Origin of the sequence: Sutcliffiella deserti (genome assembly GCF_020037475.1) — a bacterium.
Lineage (GTDB): Bacteria > Bacillota > Bacilli > Bacillales > Bacillaceae_I > Sutcliffiella_A > Sutcliffiella_A deserti.
In genome coordinates, this window is the sequence record NZ_JAIQDB010000004.1 from 159,959 (window position 1) to 180,105 (window position 20,147).

Here is a 20,147-nt window from a genome sequence, read left to right on the forward strand (position 1 = left end):
TGTTATAATGAGTCGAGGTAAAAATTTTGAGTATAAGAAAAAAGGTCATGAGCCAACCATTTCAGCGACACCTGCTGAAAAGAAGGTTTTTGAAAAAGTTGAGTATGCAATAGAGCCTGTTGCTAGCGAAGGCGATCGTCCTGTCACGATCAAGGTAGATAAAGAATAGTGAAAAATGAAAACGCTTGACATTTTCGATACTAGACCGTAATAGATATGGTCCTTATCGGTAAATGCAAGCGTTTTTCCCATCTTACTGTTTTTTTGTAAGAATATCGTTAAGTACATACCTTATGGATTGAATCATTCCCTTAAACCTTTTTTCACGGGTATCAGGATAAAAGCATTGAACTGATACATGTTTTACATTTTCCACGGTGCTGTCTATTTGCTGAGTGTGGATATATTTTGGAGATTCTTTTTTGATCCAGTCTGTCGTTTTTTCTTCCCAATCTTGCAGGGTATAATATATCTTATCTGCAAAGGGCTTTACTTGTTGGAAAAAATCCGGGGTATTTTGTGCTTTTTTTGTTTCTTCGTATATCTTCTCGATTTTTTCTAAATACACCACTATTTTTTGTGATAATTCTATTACTTCATCGCTATTCATCTTACTCACCTCTAGCAATAGATATTATCATAAAAGCCGTTAAATTTAAATTGAGGATGGGACAAAACTAAAAAGACTCTTACAAAAGACGAATAATTTTAGTGCCGGCTCTAAACCCGCTATTGATTTCCGTGCAAGACTTCGCTTTCCGCGGGTAGCCCGTGAGCCTCCTCGGCTTTGCCTGCGGGGTCTCACATAGTCTACTCTTCTAAGCAAGAGTCTCCGTCTTGCACTCCAATCAAACGCTATAGTGAATTAAATACTAAACTTATATTTAAAAACACAAAGCTAAAACACTTTTGTCCCAACCTCTTTTTTTAGTAAATTATTGACGGCTTATTAATAAAAGCTCCTAGTTTGCTGAATAAGCAATCTTATTAAAGAATACTTATTTCACCTCTGACTCAATGGTTGTAAATATTCTTGAATAAACATCTTTTATATTAGTTTCATTTTCAGTATCATTGTATAATCCGTAACCCCAATATTTATATGTATCCTTTTTTTTACTCAAAATGCCTGTTGCATATGTTTGATCTTCAATATTAGGAACTTGTTCATAGGTCATATCTTCGTATATAAATGGTAGATATGATTTTTTTGACTGAAAGAAGAAAACAGGTACTCCTAACTCACTATACACTTTTGCATATTGCTTTTCTCCTGCTTGAATCAGGTGTTCCTTCATAATGAAAATAGCATCGAACTCAGTTGAAATGCTTTTAACATCTGATTCTAATTTATCAAAGGTTATACTTTGAAAATTAATATTTTGCTCCCTTACTTCAGATGCTTCACCTAATACACCAATGTTCAATCTGTCTCCCTCGTAAATTGGTGATTCAACTTGATCTTTTTCATTACACCCCACTAAAAGCACCAAAAGACTAATAAATCCCATCAGAAACTTTTTCACTGTCAATCCCCCCCTAACAAATGTACATCAATAACTGCATTAATATTTATATTTATTTCATTTAAACCCGCTTATGTAGCTATCGCTCCTATTTAGCAGAAGATAGAAGTTACATCTTTTTTATAATATCATCCACAAACTGTTTCTTTTCATCTGTATAAGAACGTTCATCGTTAGGGTATTTTGCTGCTAAATACGTCTTGAGCGACTCGTATTCTTTAGCAACTGACGGGTTTGTATTTAAATAATCTCTGAAGAAAATATGTTCGTTCCACCAACTACCTTCATACTCAACAACGTGAAGAATATGTGTCTTGGTTAAGTTTTCTAAGTCAGTAAACTTAGCAAAAACCTCTTTCCCATCAATTTGAACTTTGGATAAATGATAATATCCAGCTTCTTTTAATTTTTCCTTATTAAACTTTTCAACATCCTTTAATGACTTTACACCTACAAGTATATCTATAATAGGTTTGGCTTCAATCCCCTTAACTGCTGTACTGCCAAATTGTTGAATATCCTTTGTCTTGTCCCCAATAATCTTCTCCAATAAGGATTTTTCTTTATCAAATAACCTCTTCCAATTATCGGAATGGTTAACTAAAATCACTTCACCTTTGTTAACGCCTAACATTTAATTCCCCCTAATATCATCTTCAATTATCCTGCCCTTTAATTGAATATCCAATATTTACAATTGTATCATAAAACTCCTTGTAAGAAGGATTTAATAGTAGTTCCTGAGTGGAACAGGATGTGAAATGGTAAGTATTTTAACACCCTAATTATCAACACGTATTTAAGTTGGACAATAATTATTGTACGCTTGCTGATTAGGGTGCTGGTCGGTGTGTACAAAAATGAGTATAATCATTGATTTAACAATAATAAAAGCAGGTCTAATTCGTATGCGAATTAGCCTGCTATTTATTAAGCTTTTTGTTATTTTCCCTCCCTAAACGGAAACCCTTAAGAAATGCTAGGGGGTATATTTTAAATTCTTGTTGATTCTTTTTTCAAAATGGAAATACATTCTGGATTTATTTTGAATGCTCTAATTTATACAGAAAAAGCATTTTGGTGATTAAATGCGATTCTTTGTTGGCCATATTCCATCTTTTGGTTTTTTTGTTCGTTCATTACTTTTTCTACTTCGTCAAGAGTATTGTGTAAACGCAAAATTTGATCTTTCATTACTTGTTCCATTTCTTCTCTTTCAATAATCAATGTATTGGACATTGTAACTTCAAGCACATCCATCTGTAGCATCATATCTTCGAACAACTTTGTAACATCATTACGGGACACAACATTGGACATATTAATCCCCTCCATACTTTATTACTCTTCTTTTTCGCCACTTTTCCTCCACTCCCTTCTCGTGTGACAAAACTAGAAGTATTTCGGCAAAGAAAGTGGATATCTGCATATTCTTTCATCTATTTCGAATGAAATATTTACGTTTGGTAAAAATAAAGATGCTACCAAAAGAAAAGGAAAAGGAGGAATAATGATGGATAAACATGACAGTAAACAACAAAAGCAACAAAAACAACAAAATCGGAAGACAGAGGAAAACGAACCTGGACGCCAAGACAAAAAATTGGATGGACCTAACCGACCGTCTACATAATAGATAAAAGGTTAGTGCTGATGATATTAGCACTAACCTTTTTTAGAGCCAATTCTTCCATGCAATAAGACCATGAAGTTGATGCTGTTTGTGAATAAACCATTTTGTCACATCGGTATGTTTCTCCACACCTGTCACAATCGGTCGTGACCACGTCTCTACCTGCTTCCCTCTTATAAATATCCAATCCTTTTCAAAATTTGCATGATGCTTTATAACTGGATAGACACACCTTAAAAAAGGAGTTTCTCTGTATAAACCATAACTCATATATTTTTCATAATCGTACCTTCCCCCTGTATGCTCCGTTCTTAAAGAAAACTCATGGAACGCTTGGTAATGTTCCTTTGAAAAAAGAAGTGAAGCTAACTTTTTCCCCAATTCTATTCGATTCGAGAGCTTCTGAAAACCATGAACCGAGTAACCATAGAGCTTTCCATTAATTGTAGGAAAAACAACACAACTGAAATGACCTAAGTCTTGAAAGGAGAAGACCATCGTTTTAAATACTTTCTTTTTTAATGCATGATTTTGTAGAACTGGGTACTGTATAAGATTTTGTTCGTTAATAATTAACGATGTAACCAGTCGCTCTTCGTCCCTTTCCAACCAAAACTTTTCCCACTCATACTCCATAAAACAGGAAACATTGAATATCTTTAATAGATGGAAAAATGGTTTATTATAATAAGAAGAAAGTTCATATAATAGTAGTTGGGGATAGGCATCTTGGAAGATCATCCAGTTTGCAAGTTCATAGGTATAAAATATAGGAAAACGCTGTTTTTCATCCAGCGCTAATGTGAACCACCTTCCTTTTAAATCTGTCATATTCCACCCAGCATTTCGAGAAACCATGCTTGCTAAAAAGGCCCATTTAACTTCCTTGTGCTTCTCAAAGTAAGCGGCATATGCCTTTGTTCGGGAGATATTGTCAAGATTATGTTTTACTGTATTTTTTTTTATACTAGTGATAAAATTATTTTCTTGAGAGGAATAGATATAGTTTTTTCTTCTTTCCTCAATAATTCTATAAGCATCTCGTGATTTTACTGTCTTCAATCTTTTTCCTCCTTGAAGAAGATTTGGATAGGTAATAATCAATGGGCTTCACCTATTTTTTCTAGATAAGGTTAGTTTTCGTCTACAGGGGGAATTTTATGAATATCCGATATCCTAACGGAAAAATCTTTCAGTCCACCTCTTCCACTTCTGCTAAAAAGAAAGCTCCTGTTCTTTATGGAAATAGAGGAATGACGTTAGAAGAGGACTTGCATGAATCTAATTTGTACTATCTGCATCATCAAATGGCGGTTGTGCACAAAAAACCAACTCCTATCCAAATTGTTGACGTTCATTACCCTAAACGAAGTGCCGCCGTCATTAAAGAAGCTTATTTCAAACAGGCCTCAACAACCGATTTTAATGGTGTGTATAATGGTAGGTATATTGATTTTGAAGCAAAAGAAACGAAGAATAAAACTTCCTTTCCACTTCAAAATTTTCACGAGCACCAAATACAACATATGCAACAAGTAGTGAAACAAAATGGAATCTGTTTCGTCATATTATTGTTCCAAGTTTTTAATGAAGTATATTTGTTGCCAGCAGAAAAATTATTTTATTACTGGGAGAGAAAAGAATCAGGGCAAAGAAAATCTATGACAAAACAAGAGGTGGAGCAAGACGGACACTTGATTCCTCTGGGGTTTCAACCAAGAATTGATTATATTAAAGTAGTAGACAAGCTCTATTGCTAAACCCCTTTCCCGCGGTATAAGTAAAGAAAGGCAGGTCATATACATGGCTGATAATTACCAATCAAGAGAAGAAAGACGAAAAGCGCTTCAACAGCAAAAGGAAGCTAAAAATGGATCTAAAACAAAAAAAGGCAAAAGTATAGTCAAAAAAATATTCTTAACCTTTCTTATTATTGGTATTGTAGGATTGCTAACGGGTATCGCCACATTTGCTTACTATGTTAAAGATACACCGCCGCTTGATGAAACATTGTTAAAGGTTCCTGTTCCCTCAAAAGTCTATGATCAAAACGGAGAATTGGCTGCTGAGATTGGCGGGCATGAATCTCGAGAATATGTGGAATATGATGAGATACCACAACTTGTAGAAGATGCATTTCTAGCAACAGAGGATGTTCGTTTTTTTGAGCATAGCGGAGTTGACTACCGCCGCCTAGCAGGTGCTGTCCTTGCAAACGTTACAAGAGGATTTGGTGCTGAGGGTGGAAGTACTATTACCCAGCAGCTCGTTAAACTATCTTTCTTGTCAACAGATAAAACATTAAAAAGAAAGTCTCAAGAGTTTTACTTATCATACGAGCTGGAATCTCGCTTTTCAAAGGAAGAAATTCTAGAAATGTACTTAAATAGAATTTATTTTTCTAATTATTCTTATGGAATTGCAAAAGCCGCAAAAAATTATTATGGAAAGAATTTGGATGAATTAGAGCTGCACGAAGCTGCCCTATTGGCAGGACTTCCTCAGAGTCCAAACAATTATAATCCTCTAACAAATCCTGAGAACGCTGAAAAACGACGAAATATAGTATTAAGTTTAATGGTTAACCATGGAAAGATAACGCAGGAGCAAGCGGATGAAGCAAAAGCAACACCAATTGACGCTACCCTTGCAACAGATGTTGAAAAGACAAATTTCTCTAATAAATATAATGCTTTCATGGATCGGGTTATTGAAGAAATTTCCGAACAAGTAGGAGATGTAGATCCACAAGCAGACGGGCTTGAAATCTATACTACTTTGGATGTGGATGCACAAGAGCATGTAGAATACCTCTTATCAGATGAAAGCAATATAGCACATCTGGATAATGAAGATTACCAGGCAGGAATTGCCCTAATAGATACTCAAACCGGTGAGATACGAGCACTAGGTGGAGGGCGCAATCACGTGAAAACGGGCCTAAACTATGCTACAGATATACGTGTGCAACCTGGATCGGCAATAAAACCCATTTTAGATTATGGTCCTGCAATTGAGCATTTGGATTGGTCCACCTATCATCAAATTAATGATGAAGACATTACCTATACTAATGGAGCCCCCATCAAAAACTGGGATAATCAGTATAAAGGATTTATGAGTATACGTGAACATTTAGCAGATTCACGCAATATTCCTGCATTAAAAGCCTTTCAAGAGGTTGGAGCAGATAATGCACGGGATTTTGCAGTAAAACTAGGCATTACTTTGGGGGAAGATATACCCGAGTCATATTCTATCGGAGGATTTAATCGAGGTGTTTCCCCACTTCAACTAGCGGGAGCCTATGCACCATTTGGAAATAGCGGTGTTTTCACAGAACCATTTGCTGTAACAAAAGTTGTATTCCAAAATGGCTCAAGTGTAAATCTTAATAAAGAACCTCAAGTGGTAATGAAGGATTCCACGGCATTCATGATTACCGACATGTTAAAAACATCTGTTAGAACCGGTTTAGCAAGAGCAGCAAATGTTTCTGGTTTGAATATAGCAGGAAAATCCGGTACTACCAACTTTGATACTGCTGATCTTGAAAGATTTAATATTCCCGAAGCAGCAGCTCCTAGTACGTGGTTCGCAGGCTACACCCCTTCTTATACAGCAGCTGTTTGGACAGGGTTTAATAATTTAGGAGAGAATAATTACTTAAGACCAATTTCAGGTGATGTTCGAGACCAATATTTATCTCGCGAAATTTTCCGGCAACTGATGGAGCATATTTCGACCTCGGAGGAAGATAAAGCAGACTTCCCAGTTCCAAACAGCGTGGTAAGGGTAGGAATTGAAAAAGGTTCCAATCCTCCTCTAAAAGCTGGAGAGTTTACACCAAATGAGATGATAACCAATGAGTATTTTGTAAAAGGTACAGAACCGACAGAGGTCTCAACTGAGTACGATAAACTGGATAGTCCATCCAATTTTACAGCGACCTTTGACCAGGAAGAAAATAAAATTCTCCTTAATTGGGATTATTCTGAAGAGCAACTGGAAGATGTGAGTTTTGATATTAAGGTAGCGGTAAACGAAGGATCACCACAACCTCTTACAGTTTCTAAAAACCTTAGTTTAGAAATAGAAAGCCCTGATCCTGGTGCGACGTTTACATTTGAAATTACAGCAATACTAGATGATAATGCTGAAACCCGCAGTGACCCTGTTACTCAATCTATCCAAATTCCTGAAATCGTAGAAGATGAGGAAGAAGTTATTCCTGAACTCCCTCCTACAGATGAAGAAGACGGTGAGGAAGGTGACGGTGATGATGGAGCCGGCGGTGATGGCGAAGGCGACGATGATGCAGGAGAAGATGAAAATCAAGACGATGGCAATGATGAAGACGATGACGAAGATGGTGAAGGTAGCGACCAAAATCGTGGCCAAAACAACAATAATAATGATGATGATTAACAGAATATAAAAGTAGCGCTACTCAGTTTGTAGACAAAAGGGTTTCGGAATGGTCACATTCCGAAACCCTTTTTTAAGATATAGTGTTTTTTATCAGGTGGAAAGATATAAAAGCACCAAAAAAACTGTAGACAACCTTGAAGTACCTCAAGATTGTCTACAGTCTGATTAGCGCTATTTTTTTAAATTTTCAACAGCTTGCATTTTGTAAAAAAGCTTCTGAATCTCATTGATTAGTTGTTGAATTTGGATAAAAGCAGGATACTTTTCTGGCTGACTCATAACAAAATCTAAACGTTCTTCAAGATTAATTGGTTTTAATCGTAACGCCTTCACGTCCTTCTGCCATTTTGCTAACTCACTAACTGGTTGACCATTCATCCAGAAGAGACTTTGGATGAATATGGCAATTACTTGTGTCATATGTTTTTTTACTTGATGCCGTTCCCTGCTCTTATGAAGAATAACAAGGCTGGCTTCATACTCTTTCCATGCCAAAAAAAGCATTGGAACAGATCTTAACTTATCTTTCCATGGCTGCCAGGTTGTAAAAACTCCCAGCGAGTAGGCTATATCAAATTTAAAGGGAGATGATACTATATCTTGCTCATGAATGTTGGAGAAATCGAGGGTAGCACCTTTTTGATAGTATAGTGGATGAAGAAACACAGCGGGAATGTTCATCAAACTGCCTTCTTCTTTAATCTCTTTTTACCCTCTCTGCACATCTCTAGCAAGGGACAACTCTCACATTGGGGAGATTGAGCCTTACAATGGTACCTGCCAAAGAAAATCAATCGATGATGAGTATCTGACCATTTATCCATCGGGATTTTCTTCATAAGCGTTCTCTCTACCTCTAATACACTATCCTTCCACTTACAGATTCCTAGCCTTTTACTAACTCGTTCAACATGTGTATCAACCGCGATAGCTGGAACCCCAAATGCCACAGAAACTACTACGTTTGCTGTTTTTCTGCCTACACCAGGTAATTTAACGAGCTCGTCCCTATCTTTAGGAACTTCTCCATTGTATTCATCTAGTAACAGTTGAGATAAATTACGGATGTTTTTTGCTTTGTTTCTAAATAACCCTATTGATCTAATATCTTGCTGCAATTCTTCTAATGAAACAGCCAAAAAATCTTCGGGTGATTTATACTTTTCAAACAAATTTTTTGTGACTTTATTAACCAATGCATCTGTACACTGTGCCGAAAGTGCAACCGCAATAACCAATTCAAAAGGATTTTTATGAACCAGTTCACAATGGGCATCTGGAAACATTTCACCCATCACTTCAACCACGTGATTTACCTGTTTTAAATTTAACATCTAACTGTTCAACCTTCCTTTTCCCGCTTTAACCTCTTAAAAAAAGGAAACCGCAAAATTTTCACGTTTTCCAAAAGGTCTAATTAATCTAGCCAGTTGTAAAATGGCACGGTATTTTTGTGCTGTTTGTTTGCAGCAGTTTGCTGTTGTTTTAACGGCTGCTGTGTTTTGCGGAACTTTTTCCCATATTCGTTAGCCTGATTCAATGTTTTAATTCCGTTCTTTTTCCACTCGAATAAAATACGATCAATGTATCGAAAATTCAACTTTCCGGAAATTACAGCTTCTCTTAACGCAGCCTTAATAATGGTTGGATCATGATGATCCTGGTCCATCCACATTCCAAGTGACTCACATTCAAACGGTGATAAAGGTCTACCAAACTCTTTTTCAAACACAGTATATAAATTCATTTCTTGATCTCTAATTTCATGTAAATCTGCTTGTTTTGAATGATCCATCATGAAGTACATCATTTTTTCCCATAATGGCTGAAGAGAATATCTTTCATACTTTATCGCATTTTCGTCCATTTCGTCACTGATGGATAAATATCCTTTTTGCAATAAATGGCGCAAAATTTCCATGCACTCTGTGGGATCTACCGTCATTTTATCAGCTATTTCCAGCGGAGTAGGGAAAATCTTCCCACTTTCCAAAAATGAATGAACATGCAAAATAAGTAAAAACTCTTTTTCATTTAACCCGAGCTTTACATAATTGTTTAATAAATAAGCTGGAATGGAAATATTACCTTCTTCCAAAAATTCTATAAATAGTTCTTTTTTCATTAGGAGACACCTCTTGAATAAGTATAACAAATTTATGAGAATACTTCATAGGAAATATAATCAAGAAATAACTTTTCAAAGCTCCATTCACATCGACTTTAATTTTTGTTATGGGGCAATTCTACAGAGAAAACAATAGTAAAGAAGGATAATAACAGTCGAAATAAAAGAGTAATCAACCGCTGTTATAGCAGGTGATTACTCTGGTCATTTGCTTAAGGGTATAAGCGGTTTAAAAGTCTTGGGAAGGGAATAGCTTCACGAACGTGTTCTGTGCCGCTTATCCAGGCTACTGTACGCTCTAGGCCCAGTCCAAAACCTGAATGAGGCACAGAGCCGTATTGGCGAAGTTCTAAGTACCATTTATAAGCATCTGAATCAAGGTTATGTTCCTCTAATCTTTGTTTTAAAAGTTCATAATCATGAATTCTTTCTGAACCACCAATAATCTCTCCATAGCCTTCTGGAGCAATTAAATCCGCACATAATACTACATCATCACGCTCTGGATGTGGCTGCATATAGAAAGGCTTAATACCGGTTGGATAATGTGTGATAAAAACCGGCATTTCATAACTTTCTGCAATGGCAGTTTCATGAGGAGCTCCAAAGTCTTCGCCCCATTTAATATCATCAAAACCTTTATCATTTAAAAATTTAATGGCATCATCATAAGTGATACGAGGAAATGGTGCCTTGATTTTTTCAAGTTTGGATAAATCTCTATCCAATATCCCTAATTCTAGCCTGCAGTTTCTAAGTACTGCTTGTACAATATAAGCAACATATTCTTCTTGCACTTTTAAGCAATCCTCAAATTCCATGAATGCCATTTCAGGCTCAATCATCCAAAATTCGATAAGATGTCGGCGAGTTTTTGATTTTTCCGCACGGAAAGTAGGTCCAAATGAAAATACCTTACCTAATGCCATCGCAGCTGCTTCCATATAAAGCTGGCCACTTTGTGAAAGGTATGCATCTTCATCAAAATATTTTGTCGCAAATAACTCAGATGTTCCTTCAGGAGCACTACCTGTAAGTATAGGCGGATCAATTTTCACAAAACCATTTTCATTATAAAACTCATATGTTGCACGAATGACTTCATTACGTATTTTCATAATTGCATGTTGTTTCTTAGAACGGAGCCATAGATGACGGTTGTCCATAAGAAATTCTGTACCATGATTCTTTGGTGTGATAGGATAATCAACGGCTTCATGGATTACTTCAATACCGGTTACGCCTAATTCATATCCAAATGGAGATCTTTCGTCTTCTCTTACTATTCCTTTAACATACACAGAAGTCTCCTGTGTCACGCTTTTAGCACTTTGGAAAACTTCTTCTGCAACTTCTGCTTTTACTACGACTCCTTGGATAAATCCCGTTCCGTCACGTAATTGCAAGAAGGCTATTTTTCCACTGGAGCGTTTGTTGGCAATCCATGCTCCAATTGTAACTTCTTCGTTTACAAACTTATGTACTTCTTTTATCGTCGTTTTCACTTTTAATTTCCCTCCAGCACTATTCTTCCTAAAAAACAAAACTTTAATATACTTTAAAAATCTTTATTCGTTATGTACATAAGCTATATTATACAAGCCATAAATTATGGAAGCAAACACTTTCCACTCAAAATTAAGGCTTTGTAAAACTTCGCTGTTGATTTACTCAAAAGGCTACTCGTTCCACGGGGCGGTGCTGGAGCCTCCTCGGCTAGTCTGTGGGGTCGCAAGTATTCCGCTATTTCCCGTTGGAGTCTCCGCCTTTTGCTCCAATCATCGCTGGAATAGCGTTATAATCAGCATTCAAATTTAACAGGCCATTATTAAAAAAGGAAAAGCTAAGCTTATCACTTAGCTATTGTTTTTTTCATAAAGTTTGCTATTCTGTCCACTGCTTCTTCTAGTTGCTCTAGGCTTGTGGCATAGGATAAACGAACATAATCAGCAGCACCAAATCCAGAGCCAGGAACTAAAGCAACTTTTTCTTCCTCAAGTAATGCCTTTACTAAACTGTCTACATTATCAAAACCGGCTAATTTCGCTGCTTCTATTGCATTCGGAAATAGGTAGAACGCACCTTGTGGCTTTAAGCAATGGAAGCCGGGGATTTTATTGAGCTTTTCAAATATAATGGTTAACCTTTCTTCAAATGCATGACGCATTTCTTCTACAGCGTCTTGCGCTCCTTGATAAGCAGCGATAGTCGCGTACTGTGCAATCGAGGTTGGATTGGAAGTACTGTGACTTGCCAAGTTAGTCATTGCTTTAATAATGGTTTGATTTCCTGCAGCATATCCGATTCTCCATCCTGTCATCGAATGTGATTTGGATACCCCATTAATAATAATGGTTTGCTCTTTAAGTTCAGGTGAAAGCTGTGCAATGGAAATATGTTCGTTTCCATCATAAAGAAGCTTTTCATAAATTTCATCTGAGACAATCAGGACATTGTTTTCTAAACAAACTTTTCCAAGATCTAAAAGTTCTTTTGTTGTATATATCATTCCTGTAGGATTGCTTGGCGAATTTATAATAATTGCTTTTGTTTTTGGTGTAAGAACTTCTTTAAGCTGCTCTGGTGTAATTTTGAATTGATTTTGCTCTTTTCCTTCCACATATATAGGCTTCCCTTCTGCAAGTTTCACTTGTTCCGGGTAACTAACCCAATATGGGGTTGGAATCACCACCTCGTCGTCCTTATCGAGTATCACTTGGAACAGAGTATATAAGGCATGCTTTGCCCCACTGCATACAATGATTTCCGAAGGGTTATATGCCAACTTCTGATCTCGTTCCAGTTTTTTTATTATTTCTTTTTTCAAAGATGGTAAGCCACCTGATGGGGTGTATTTTGTAAACCCTTCATCCATTGCTTTCTTTGCTGCGTCCAGAATATGGTCAGGAGTATTAAAATCCGGCTCTCCAGCTCCTAAACCTATAACATCATGACCAGCATCTTTTAACTCCTTTGCCTTTGCTGTGATTTCAAGCGTAGTTGATGGCGTTAATGTTGAAACTCTTTGCGCTAAATTCATATCTGCTTTCCTCCTACAATGATTAGAAAGTAATACGCTGATAATAAACTCCATTCTCGAATTCAATGTAATAGAGGTTATAACGATCATTCTCATCTTTAAATTTAATTTCCCATAACGGTTCTTCATCTTCCATTGCAAGTGATACAGAAATTATCTTTTTGGGTGTCCGGTCTGTATCTAAAAAATTTAATACATCCTCTTTTGCTATACCTTCTTTGGCCGGTTTTGATAAAACAATTTCCTTCTTATCATTAAACCAGAGGATATGCTCTTCATTATCTTCATTCAATCCTACAATAATTGTATAGGAAGACGTCCCATTATAATTGTAAAAGTTCGTTATGGTGTGTAGTCCTTTTTGCTGTTGAGCAATCTGACTGACTTCCTTTTCATTTTCGCGAATTGGTGACATGGCTGTTTGATAAATCGCTACCAGTTGCCATATAATAATGATGATTACAATTGTAAGTATTATTAACATCCATTTTTTCAAACTAATCACTTCTTTATGTACGATATATGGTAAATATGGCTTTTTCTTTATTTTCTTTATCTAATGCCAATCCAAACATAAGGTTTTCCCTTTTTAATGACCTGTTAAGTGCGTCAACGATTTTATATAGATCGGAAGTATATTCTACTTTAACTGTAGAGACTACTTCAATTTTACTTTCCATCCCAAAATCCTCCTGAATCTTGCAATTATTGTTACTCATACTGACCACCATTGTAGGTAAGAATATTAGTACTGAATCACCTATAGTGTTCAAACACATTATAACAGTAACTATTCAGTTTAGTACAATATATGTACTGGTAAAACCATTAAATTTCCTCCTATCCTACACCATTATTATTGGGTGAATCCCTTTCCGGCAAAGGATTCACCTTTTTTTTATCCTCTTTTTTAAAGGCTGTTTTCGCATTGATTGTTGCTTTTACGTAAGAGGGTACTATACGTTACAATCGTTCTTGTCGTGCTCTTTTCCAATTAAATTAAAAATTACCCTTAATTTCAAGTGAATCGGACAGTAAGAAATCCAATTGCAGATTTTTTACGGGCTTATTCTTTATGATATTTGATGAAAGGTGTTTAGTGTTAGAGTGATTACTTGGTAATCATGATCACTCAATTTAATAGTGACATTTCCTATCTGTGCTGTTTGATAAATATCAAGCCATGTTTCATGAAGTCTTTCGACAACTTCTCCCACTCCTGAACCTTTTCCATTCTTAAATATTATGGCTATTTGAGGGTCACAACTTTCTAAAAAAGCTTCGGAGGTTCCATACTTATTGGCAAAATCTCCGACCTTTAAAATATTGACGACGCTTAAGTCTATTTCCTTTATTAAACGCTTTTCCACCATGCTGTTCGCACTGCTCATAAATAAAAGAAATGTTCCTTTGTATTCGAAAAGAATATCCATTACTACATTATTCTCATCACCGGAAATACCTTCATTAATCACCTTACTTTGGAGATCTTCCGCCAATTCCGCTCTTTTTCCTTTTTCCCAGTAAATTGGAGTTCCTATGTTTTTATTGTTTTTCATACCTTTTGGAAAAATAAAATGCTCTACTTCATAATTTTCCTTGATACTTTCTAAATTCCCGATATATTCAGGCTCAGTACTTGTAATAACCAGGTAGCTTATTTCATTTACCCCATATACTTCTAAATTATTTAAAATTTCTTCTTCTGATTTAGGAGAACCAGTATTAATTAGGATTGTTTCTTCAGCAGGGGTTTGAATTAATGTGCTTTCTCCATCAATTAAATCGAAAAACGTGAATGCAATCTCCTCTTCTTTTAACTGTAGGTCAACCTTTTCCACTTCATTAGGTATAATGGGTTGCAAAAAGCCTACATTGAAAATCAAAATACTTATAACTAAAATGTTCCACATCTACCTCATCCTTTTACTATTAGAGCTAGGTTAAAGCAAGTATTAAATTCCCTATTTATGCACTAGATAGGAGCATAAGGAGGATACACCGACCTTTAGGTAACCCTACGTGGATTACCTAATGGTCCATTCCAAGGGTAAGCGAAAATGATTGATACTGTATTAAAGTATCTAGATTTTCAGCTATTCATACGGTTTAGTAACGAAAAAAAAGAATCTTTTTTTACAATTGCATTGGGGATAGCTTCCAAGAATTGATCCCCATATCTTTTTTCAATTACCCTTTTATCAAAAATAAATATATCCTTTTGTCCTTTACCTTCTAGAAAAGAAGCGATCATTTTTTTAAATCGGATAACAGCTATCGGCAGGGATACATCGGTAAAGGAATTTCTCCCCTGTTTTTCTACTCGATCAATCTTTGAAGCCATTACAGGTTCGTCCATCGCCTTAAATGGCAAGCGTATAAGCACAAGTGTATCGATTTGTTCTTTTTTAATCGAAACTTCTTCTAAAAAGCTGTTTGTTACAAGAAGAATTGCCTGGTCGAAATTAGCGGCAGCTTTAAGGATTTTTTGTTTCCCTCCACTGATACTGCTTTGACTTACTATTATCGTTTCATTAGAAGAAGGGGAATTTTTCAACTCATTATACACGGACGAGAGCATTTCGATAGATGAAAATGCAACTAAAACTCTGCCTCCTTTGAGTGTATGCAATTCGCGAATTTGCAAAGCAGCTGTTTGAATGAATTTTTCATTTTTTCCTTTTGAAATTATGGGCATATCAGCTGGAATGTATACACTGGGTAACATCCTGCTTGAATCAGGCACTCTTATTGATGTTGGATAAAAATCAGTTAATCCCAGTTCTTCCACTATGAAATCGAAGCTTTGATTCACACTTAACGCAGGGGAAATAAAAATCACACTACTTTTTACTTGATAGAATTTTTCCGCCAAACTTAACGAAATATCCAATGGTTCCTCTAAAATTGTTACCGAGTTTTTAGCGCCTCGTACATTCACTTCAAACCAGGTTAGTCTACTTTTGTCAGGAACAAAGAGCAACGAATAAAAAGTATCTCTCATTGTCTTTAAAACAACCGATTCTTGCTCAATAGCGTCTTTAGCATCATCAATTACCCTTTGGCCATTTTCCGTTAATTCCAATGCATGAATTACGTCTGTCAGCTTCATATAAAGACGCTGAGCAGCTTCCTGGACCGCCAGCCACGTGGGACCCTTTTCCCTAAGAATATCATAACGATAGGAAATTCTAGAGGACATGGTTTTGGTTTTGGATAAACTATATCCCCTCAATATTCTAAACATTTCATCAAGTTCCTCTTTAGCCTGTTGTACTAATGGGTTATCAGAAAGTTTAGAAAGAGTAAAGTAAAGATCAAGATAGCTTATTTCCTTCCCAAGAAACCTACTTACGTTTTGGTAAAAAACATTCGCGTCATCTACAATAAAGTAGTCGCAAGCCTTTAATACGTCAGGTTTCCAAATCTCCTTGGCCAAAAAAGAATGATTGGTGAAAATAAGCTTCGAGGATTGAAACTTTTTCATTGCCTGTTGATAAAAGCAATATGAACCTTGATTGCTTTTTGATTTTACCGTGCAGTTTATGGATTCCCAAAGCAACCGACCGCCAGAAGAAAGAGACAGTTCTTCCATATCTCCTGTAAGGGTCTCAGTAAGCCATACGAGAATTTGAGACTTAGTCAGCACTGCATCATAATTATCCTCTTGCTGCTCGAGAGTTTTTAGAAAAAGAGGCAAACTTAAATAAAAATATTTCCCTTTAATTGCTGATGTATGATAGGAAATATCTATATTAAGCTTATGTAGATCAGATAAAAGTTCTTGGATTTTAGTCCCTGTATCTGAACTAAACGAACTGATCACTACTTTTTGCTCTGTGTCCAATGCAAATAATAGTGCACCTAATAAATAATGTTCACCCAATCCTGATAAATCAAGAGACATTTCAAGTAGACCATGTTGACGAGCCTTGAATAATGTATTCACGTCCTTGACTGCAGCACTTTCTTCCTTTTTTAAAAACAGAAGGATCTTTTCCTTCGTCTGTTCTGCACTGATAGGAGAGCTAGTAGAAAACTGTCTTAATGCAACTCTGTTTTCGTATATATAATAGTCCTTCGAGTCTACCAAAGATGACTCATTAAAAAGTATGTAAATATCGCTTTTCATATTGTGCGAAAGCTTATTTAACTGCCTGTTTGTAAGGGAAGGTAATGTACGAATTTTCTCCAATAAGTTTAAAAATATTATCGCAGTAACCTCAGCATCACTGTCAGCTCGATGCGGATTATCATGATTTAATTGATAAAACTCCGCCAAATCATTTAATTTGTAGCTTTTTTGTGTTGGCAGAAGTATTCTTGCCAGCTCAACAGTATCGATGGTATTCCCAGAGAATGCGCTGTACCCGTTTGTTACCAATTCATGCTGTAAAAAAGACAAATCAAATGGAACATTGTGTGCCACTAAAGCCGCGCCTTCTAACATTTCAGATAGCATTGGAGCGATTTGCCCAAAAGTTGGGGCCTTTTTAACCATGGTATTATTAATACATGTTAATTGTTCAATAAAAGGAGGAATCCTGCAGTTCGGATTCACAAAGCTAGCAAATCTTTCTATTATTTCGCCATCCTCAATTAAAACAGCGCCCACTTGTATAATTTTATCTTGTTTTTTGGGAGAATTCCCTGTCGTTTCCAAATCCAGGACGACATATCGCTGTTTCATTTATTCACACCTCATTACTTCTCTCTTCTGCCTATAAACAAAGTATCATAGTCCGCACTTTAAAAAAATATCTTTTTATCATTTTCTCCATTATTCGAAAAGAAAAACCCCCTCAAATGAGGGAGTTACAATATAGTCGCTGCTGGTTCTGTACCAAGCATTTCTACAATTTCATTATACTCGTTCATTACTGCAACTTTAGGTTGATGATGTTTCACCTGCTCCTCACTGATAAGACAGTAGGAGATTACAATTATTACATCTCCTTTTTGTACAAGCCTTGCTGCAGCTCCATTAAGGCAAAATTCTTTTCCACCTCTTGTACCAGGTATAATATACGTTTCAAATCGAGCGCCATTGTTATTATTTACAATTTGAACCTTTTCATTAGCTGCAAGCCCCACAGAATCTAGTATATCTTCATCTATAGTAATACTTCCTACATAGTTTAAATTGGCATCTGTAACACGTGCACGGTGGATTTTTGCATTCATAAGTGTTCGAAACATTTCAGTGCTCCCCTTTTTGGTTTAGGCTATTTTCATTACCGCTGTAGTCTTTCATGCTAGCATGCTTTATCCGGCGTATGGACCTACCAGCGGCATGAGACTGTGTGAGATTCAAGTTAATTTCTTATCGAAAAGATGGTATTAAAAGACAATGTTGTCAATCAGTCTTGCCTTACTATATTTAGCAGCAACTGCGATTATCAAGCTTTCTTGTTTCTTTGTATCTGTCACTTTTGCTAAAGTGGGATACGATAAAATCTCAAGATATTCTAGCTGAGCTTGCGTATTTTCATTAATCCATTTGGCCACAAATTGTGTAACATTATCAATTTCCTCGCCCTTTAGAATTTTATCCTTACCAAGGAGCAATGCTCTATAGAGAGAAGGTGCCTCTGTTCTTTCTTCTTCTGTTAAATAAACATTTCGAGAGCTCTTCGCCAGTCCATCATGTTCTCTAACTGTATTTACCCTAACTAAATTGATTAGAAGATGATAGTCAGTAATCAATCCTTCTAATACCGCGACCTGTTGAGCATCTTTCATTCCAAAATAAACATTATGTGGCATAACAATTTGAAAAAGCTTCATGACAACCGTTGCTACCCCATCAAAATGACCCGGACGATTTTTTCCACACAAAACGTCTACCCGCTTTTCTACTTTGATCAAAGTGGCTCGTTCGCTTTTGTACATCTCCTCTGTGGCTGGATAAAAGAGATAATCTACTTTTAGCTTTCTTGCAATCGTTTCGTCCCTTTTTATATCTCTTGGATAGGCATCAAAATCTTCATTTGGTCCAAATTGGAGCGGATTTACAAAAATACTCAAGACCACTACATCATTTTGTTGTTTCGCCTCTTTTATTAAAGTTTCATGTCCTTCATGCAAAAAACCCATCGTTGGAACAAATCCAATCGTTTTATGAGCCTGTCGAAGCTCTTGGCTTACCTTTTGCATTTCGGCAATTGAATGAAAAATTTTCACTATTTTTTGCCCCCATATAATCTTTGCAAAGTTTCTTCTTTCATCGTAAAGCTTTGCTCTAGTTTAGGAAACTGTATATTTTTCACTTCTTTTGCGTAATCCGACAACCCATCTTTTATAAGCGCTTGCACATCCACATAGGATTTTACAAATTTAGGCACTCTGTCCACCCCATATGTGACAACATCATGAAATACTAGTACCTGGCCGTCTGTGCCTTCCCCTGCTCCTATCCCAATCGTTGGAATGGAGAGTTGTGCGGTGATTTCCTGTGCAAGCTGTAAGGGTACACATTCAAGTACAAGCGCCATGGCACCTGCTTTTTCTATTTGTTTTGCATCTTCTATCATTTTCTGAGCGCTTTCCACATCTTTACCTTGCACTTTATATCCACCAAGAACACCCACCGATTGAGGGGTAAGTCCTAAATGACCTACAACTGGAACACCACAAAGAGTCAAGGAACGTATCACATTAATTACTTCATCGGCCCCTTCCACTTTTAACGCATGAGCTCCTGAATCCTGAATAATTCTTTTGGCATTAGAAAGAGTATTCTCCATTGAAAGATGGTAGGACATAAAGGGCATGTCTGTCACTATAAAGGTGGATTTAGCTCCACGTTTAACTGCTTTTGTATGATGAATCATGTCTTCTACCGTTACCGGTACCGTGGAATCATAACCCAACACTACCATTCCAAGTGAATCACCCACGAGGATAACATCCACTCCTGCTTCTTCTGCTAGCTTCGCAGAAGGATAATCATAAGCCGTTAACATGACGATTTTATCTTGCTCTTGCTTCATCTTTAAAAAATCAGTTGCTGTTTTCACATTCTTTCCTCCTCTTTTTGAGGACAGGAAATGAACGCCGACCGGACAAAAAAACCTTCTTTCAGCAGAAAGAAGGAAGGTTAATTTTACACATAAATGCAAAATGAAAATTAATCGGTGTAGTTCAATCCCTCTGTCCTAGTCCTTTGGATCAAGGCAGATATTTGGTTGTTAAAGTTTCGCTTTTCATTCTATACGATAATAGCTTTATCTTACTGCGTATATCACTAGGTGCAGTTCTTTTAGGATACTGCCCACGTTACCATTATAAAAGATGATTCTAAAAGAAGCCAACGTTTTTATTTTTGACAGTTTACGTATACTTCGTTGCATTTGTGTTAGCATTTTGTATTTGCTAAGAGCTGATGGC

At 36.4% G+C, this 20,147-nt stretch carries 20 protein-coding genes; 3 read left to right on the forward strand and 17 right to left on the reverse strand.

Translation table 11 applies throughout. The annotated features are described in order from the left end of the window. Positions 1-7 precede the first annotated feature (7 nt). Positions 8-169: a hypothetical protein gene (locus tag K9B36_RS10450; protein ID WP_223701997.1), complete on the forward strand. Its 162-nt coding sequence runs from the start codon at positions 8-10 to the stop codon at positions 167-169. A gap of 84 nt (positions 170-253) precedes the next feature. Here K9B36_RS10450 and K9B36_RS10455 read toward each other — a convergent pair whose 3' ends face one another. The 5 genes from K9B36_RS10455 to K9B36_RS10475 form a co-directional block, all read right to left on the reverse strand. Further along, the gene (locus tag K9B36_RS10455) at positions 254-610 is read right to left on the reverse strand and encodes a YppE family protein (RefSeq protein ID WP_223701998.1); all 357 of its coding nucleotides are present in this window, start codon (positions 608-610) and stop codon (positions 254-256) included. 388 nt (positions 611-998) lie between these two features. Continuing rightward, on the reverse strand, positions 999-1,526 hold the full coding sequence (locus K9B36_RS10460) for a hypothetical protein (protein ID WP_223701999.1): 528 nt from the start codon (positions 1,524-1,526) through the stop codon (positions 999-1,001). A 109-nt stretch (positions 1,527-1,635) separates the two neighbouring features. Next, positions 1,636-2,160: a GrpB family protein gene (locus K9B36_RS10465; protein ID WP_223702000.1), complete on the reverse strand. Its 525-nt coding sequence runs from the start codon at positions 2,158-2,160 to the stop codon at positions 1,636-1,638. A gap of 425 nt (positions 2,161-2,585) precedes the next feature. Next, a complete protein-coding gene (locus tag K9B36_RS10470; RefSeq protein ID WP_223702001.1) occupies positions 2,586-2,846 on the reverse strand; it encodes a hypothetical protein in 261 nt (86 codons plus the stop codon). A 355-nt stretch (positions 2,847-3,201) separates the two neighbouring features. Continuing rightward, a complete protein-coding gene (locus K9B36_RS10475; RefSeq protein WP_223702002.1) occupies positions 3,202-4,221 on the reverse strand; it encodes a DUF2515 family protein in 1,020 nt (339 codons plus the stop codon). 98 nt (positions 4,222-4,319) lie between these two features. Between K9B36_RS10475 and recU the strand changes: the two genes are divergently transcribed. Together recU and K9B36_RS10485 are read left to right on the forward strand one after the other, a co-directional pair. After that, entirely contained in the window at positions 4,320-4,919 is a 600-nt protein-coding gene (gene recU, locus K9B36_RS10480) for a Holliday junction resolvase RecU (RefSeq protein WP_223702003.1), read from the forward strand. Between the two features lie 43 nt (positions 4,920-4,962). Then, entirely contained in the window at positions 4,963-7,587 is a 2,625-nt protein-coding gene (locus K9B36_RS10485) for a transglycosylase domain-containing protein (protein WP_223702004.1), read from the forward strand. A gap of 174 nt (positions 7,588-7,761) precedes the next feature. Here K9B36_RS10485 and K9B36_RS10490 read toward each other — a convergent pair whose 3' ends face one another. From K9B36_RS10490 to panB, 12 genes are all read right to left on the reverse strand, one after another. Beyond that, entirely contained in the window at positions 7,762-8,271 is a 510-nt protein-coding gene (locus K9B36_RS10490) for a YpoC family protein (RefSeq protein ID WP_223702005.1), read from the reverse strand. Continuing rightward, complete coding sequence (nth, locus tag K9B36_RS10495) at positions 8,271-8,924, reverse strand: endonuclease III (protein WP_223702006.1); 654 nt, start codon at positions 8,922-8,924, stop codon at positions 8,271-8,273. Before nth ends, K9B36_RS10490 begins: the two co-directional genes overlap by 1 nt. Positions 8,925-9,007: 83 nt before the next feature. Further along, positions 9,008-9,715, reverse strand: a complete 708-nt coding sequence (locus tag K9B36_RS10500) for a DnaD domain-containing protein (protein ID WP_223702007.1) — start codon at positions 9,713-9,715, stop codon at positions 9,008-9,010. A gap of 215 nt (positions 9,716-9,930) precedes the next feature. Then, positions 9,931-11,223, reverse strand: coding sequence for an asparagine--tRNA ligase (gene asnS, locus K9B36_RS10505; RefSeq protein WP_223702008.1), 1,293 nt, complete (start codon positions 11,221-11,223; stop codon positions 9,931-9,933). Positions 11,224-11,570: 347 nt separating this feature from the next. After that, positions 11,571-12,758, reverse strand: coding sequence for a pyridoxal phosphate-dependent aminotransferase (locus K9B36_RS10510; protein ID WP_223702009.1), 1,188 nt, complete (start codon positions 12,756-12,758; stop codon positions 11,571-11,573). 22 nt (positions 12,759-12,780) lie between these two features. After that, complete coding sequence (locus K9B36_RS10515; protein WP_223702010.1) at positions 12,781-13,254, reverse strand: cell wall elongation regulator TseB-like domain-containing protein; 474 nt, start codon at positions 13,252-13,254, stop codon at positions 12,781-12,783. A gap of 13 nt (positions 13,255-13,267) precedes the next feature. Then, complete coding sequence (locus tag K9B36_RS10520) at positions 13,268-13,438, reverse strand: YpmA family protein (RefSeq protein ID WP_223702070.1); 171 nt, start codon at positions 13,436-13,438, stop codon at positions 13,268-13,270. Positions 13,439-13,831: 393 nt separating this feature from the next. Beyond that, complete coding sequence (locus K9B36_RS10525; protein ID WP_223702011.1) at positions 13,832-14,671, reverse strand: ComEC/Rec2 family competence protein; 840 nt, start codon at positions 14,669-14,671, stop codon at positions 13,832-13,834. A gap of 179 nt (positions 14,672-14,850) precedes the next feature. Beyond that, positions 14,851-17,448, reverse strand: coding sequence for an exonuclease domain-containing protein (locus K9B36_RS10530; protein WP_223702012.1), 2,598 nt, complete (start codon positions 17,446-17,448; stop codon positions 14,851-14,853). Positions 17,449-17,573: 125 nt separating this feature from the next. Next, positions 17,574-17,957 (reverse strand): aspartate 1-decarboxylase, encoded by a 384-nt coding sequence (panD, locus tag K9B36_RS10535; RefSeq protein WP_223702013.1) that lies wholly within the window; start codon positions 17,955-17,957, stop codon positions 17,574-17,576. A 141-nt stretch (positions 17,958-18,098) separates the two neighbouring features. Then, complete coding sequence (panC, locus tag K9B36_RS10540; protein ID WP_223702014.1) at positions 18,099-18,941, reverse strand: pantoate--beta-alanine ligase; 843 nt, start codon at positions 18,939-18,941, stop codon at positions 18,099-18,101. Continuing rightward, the gene (gene panB, locus K9B36_RS10545; RefSeq protein WP_223702015.1) at positions 18,941-19,777 is read right to left on the reverse strand and encodes a 3-methyl-2-oxobutanoate hydroxymethyltransferase; all 837 of its coding nucleotides are present in this window, start codon (positions 19,775-19,777) and stop codon (positions 18,941-18,943) included. The genes panC and panB overlap by 1 nt, the downstream gene beginning before the upstream one ends. Between the last annotated feature and the right edge of the window lie 370 nt (positions 19,778-20,147).

Bases quoted from the DNA above. Each gene is read 5' to 3' on its own strand.
- K9B36_RS10450 (WP_223701997.1), top strand. From the start codon at position 8: ATGAGTCGAGGTAAAAATTTTGAGTATAAGAAAAAAGGTCATGAGCCA.
- K9B36_RS10455 (WP_223701998.1), bottom strand. From the start codon at position 610: ATGAATAGCGATGAAGTAATAGAATTATCACAAAAAATAGTGGTGTAT.
- K9B36_RS10465 (WP_223702000.1), bottom strand. From the start codon at position 2,160: ATGTTAGGCGTTAACAAAGGTGAAGTGATTTTAGTTAACCATTCCGAT.
- K9B36_RS10470 (WP_223702001.1), bottom strand. From the start codon at position 2,846: ATGTCCAATGTTGTGTCCCGTAATGATGTTACAAAGTTGTTCGAAGAT.
- recU (WP_223702003.1), top strand. From the start codon at position 4,320: ATGAATATCCGATATCCTAACGGAAAAATCTTTCAGTCCACCTCTTCC.
- K9B36_RS10485 (WP_223702004.1), top strand. From the start codon at position 4,963: ATGGCTGATAATTACCAATCAAGAGAAGAAAGACGAAAAGCGCTTCAA.
- K9B36_RS10490 (WP_223702005.1), bottom strand. From the start codon at position 8,271: ATGAACATTCCCGCTGTGTTTCTTCATCCACTATACTATCAAAAAGGT.
- nth (WP_223702006.1), bottom strand. From the start codon at position 8,924: ATGTTAAATTTAAAACAGGTAAATCACGTGGTTGAAGTGATGGGTGAA.
- K9B36_RS10500 (WP_223702007.1), bottom strand. From the start codon at position 9,715: ATGAAAAAAGAACTATTTATAGAATTTTTGGAAGAAGGTAATATTTCC.
- K9B36_RS10510 (WP_223702009.1), bottom strand. From the start codon at position 12,758: ATGAATTTAGCGCAAAGAGTTTCAACATTAACGCCATCAACTACGCTT.
- K9B36_RS10520 (WP_223702070.1), bottom strand. From the start codon at position 13,438: ATGGAAAGTAAAATTGAAGTAGTCTCTACAGTTAAAGTAGAATATACT.
- K9B36_RS10525 (WP_223702011.1), bottom strand. From the start codon at position 14,671: ATGTGGAACATTTTAGTTATAAGTATTTTGATTTTCAATGTAGGCTTT.
- K9B36_RS10530 (WP_223702012.1), bottom strand. From the start codon at position 17,448: ATGAAACAGCGATATGTCGTCCTGGATTTGGAAACGACAGGGAATTCT.
- panD (WP_223702013.1), bottom strand. From the start codon at position 17,957: ATGTTTCGAACACTTATGAATGCAAAAATCCACCGTGCACGTGTTACA.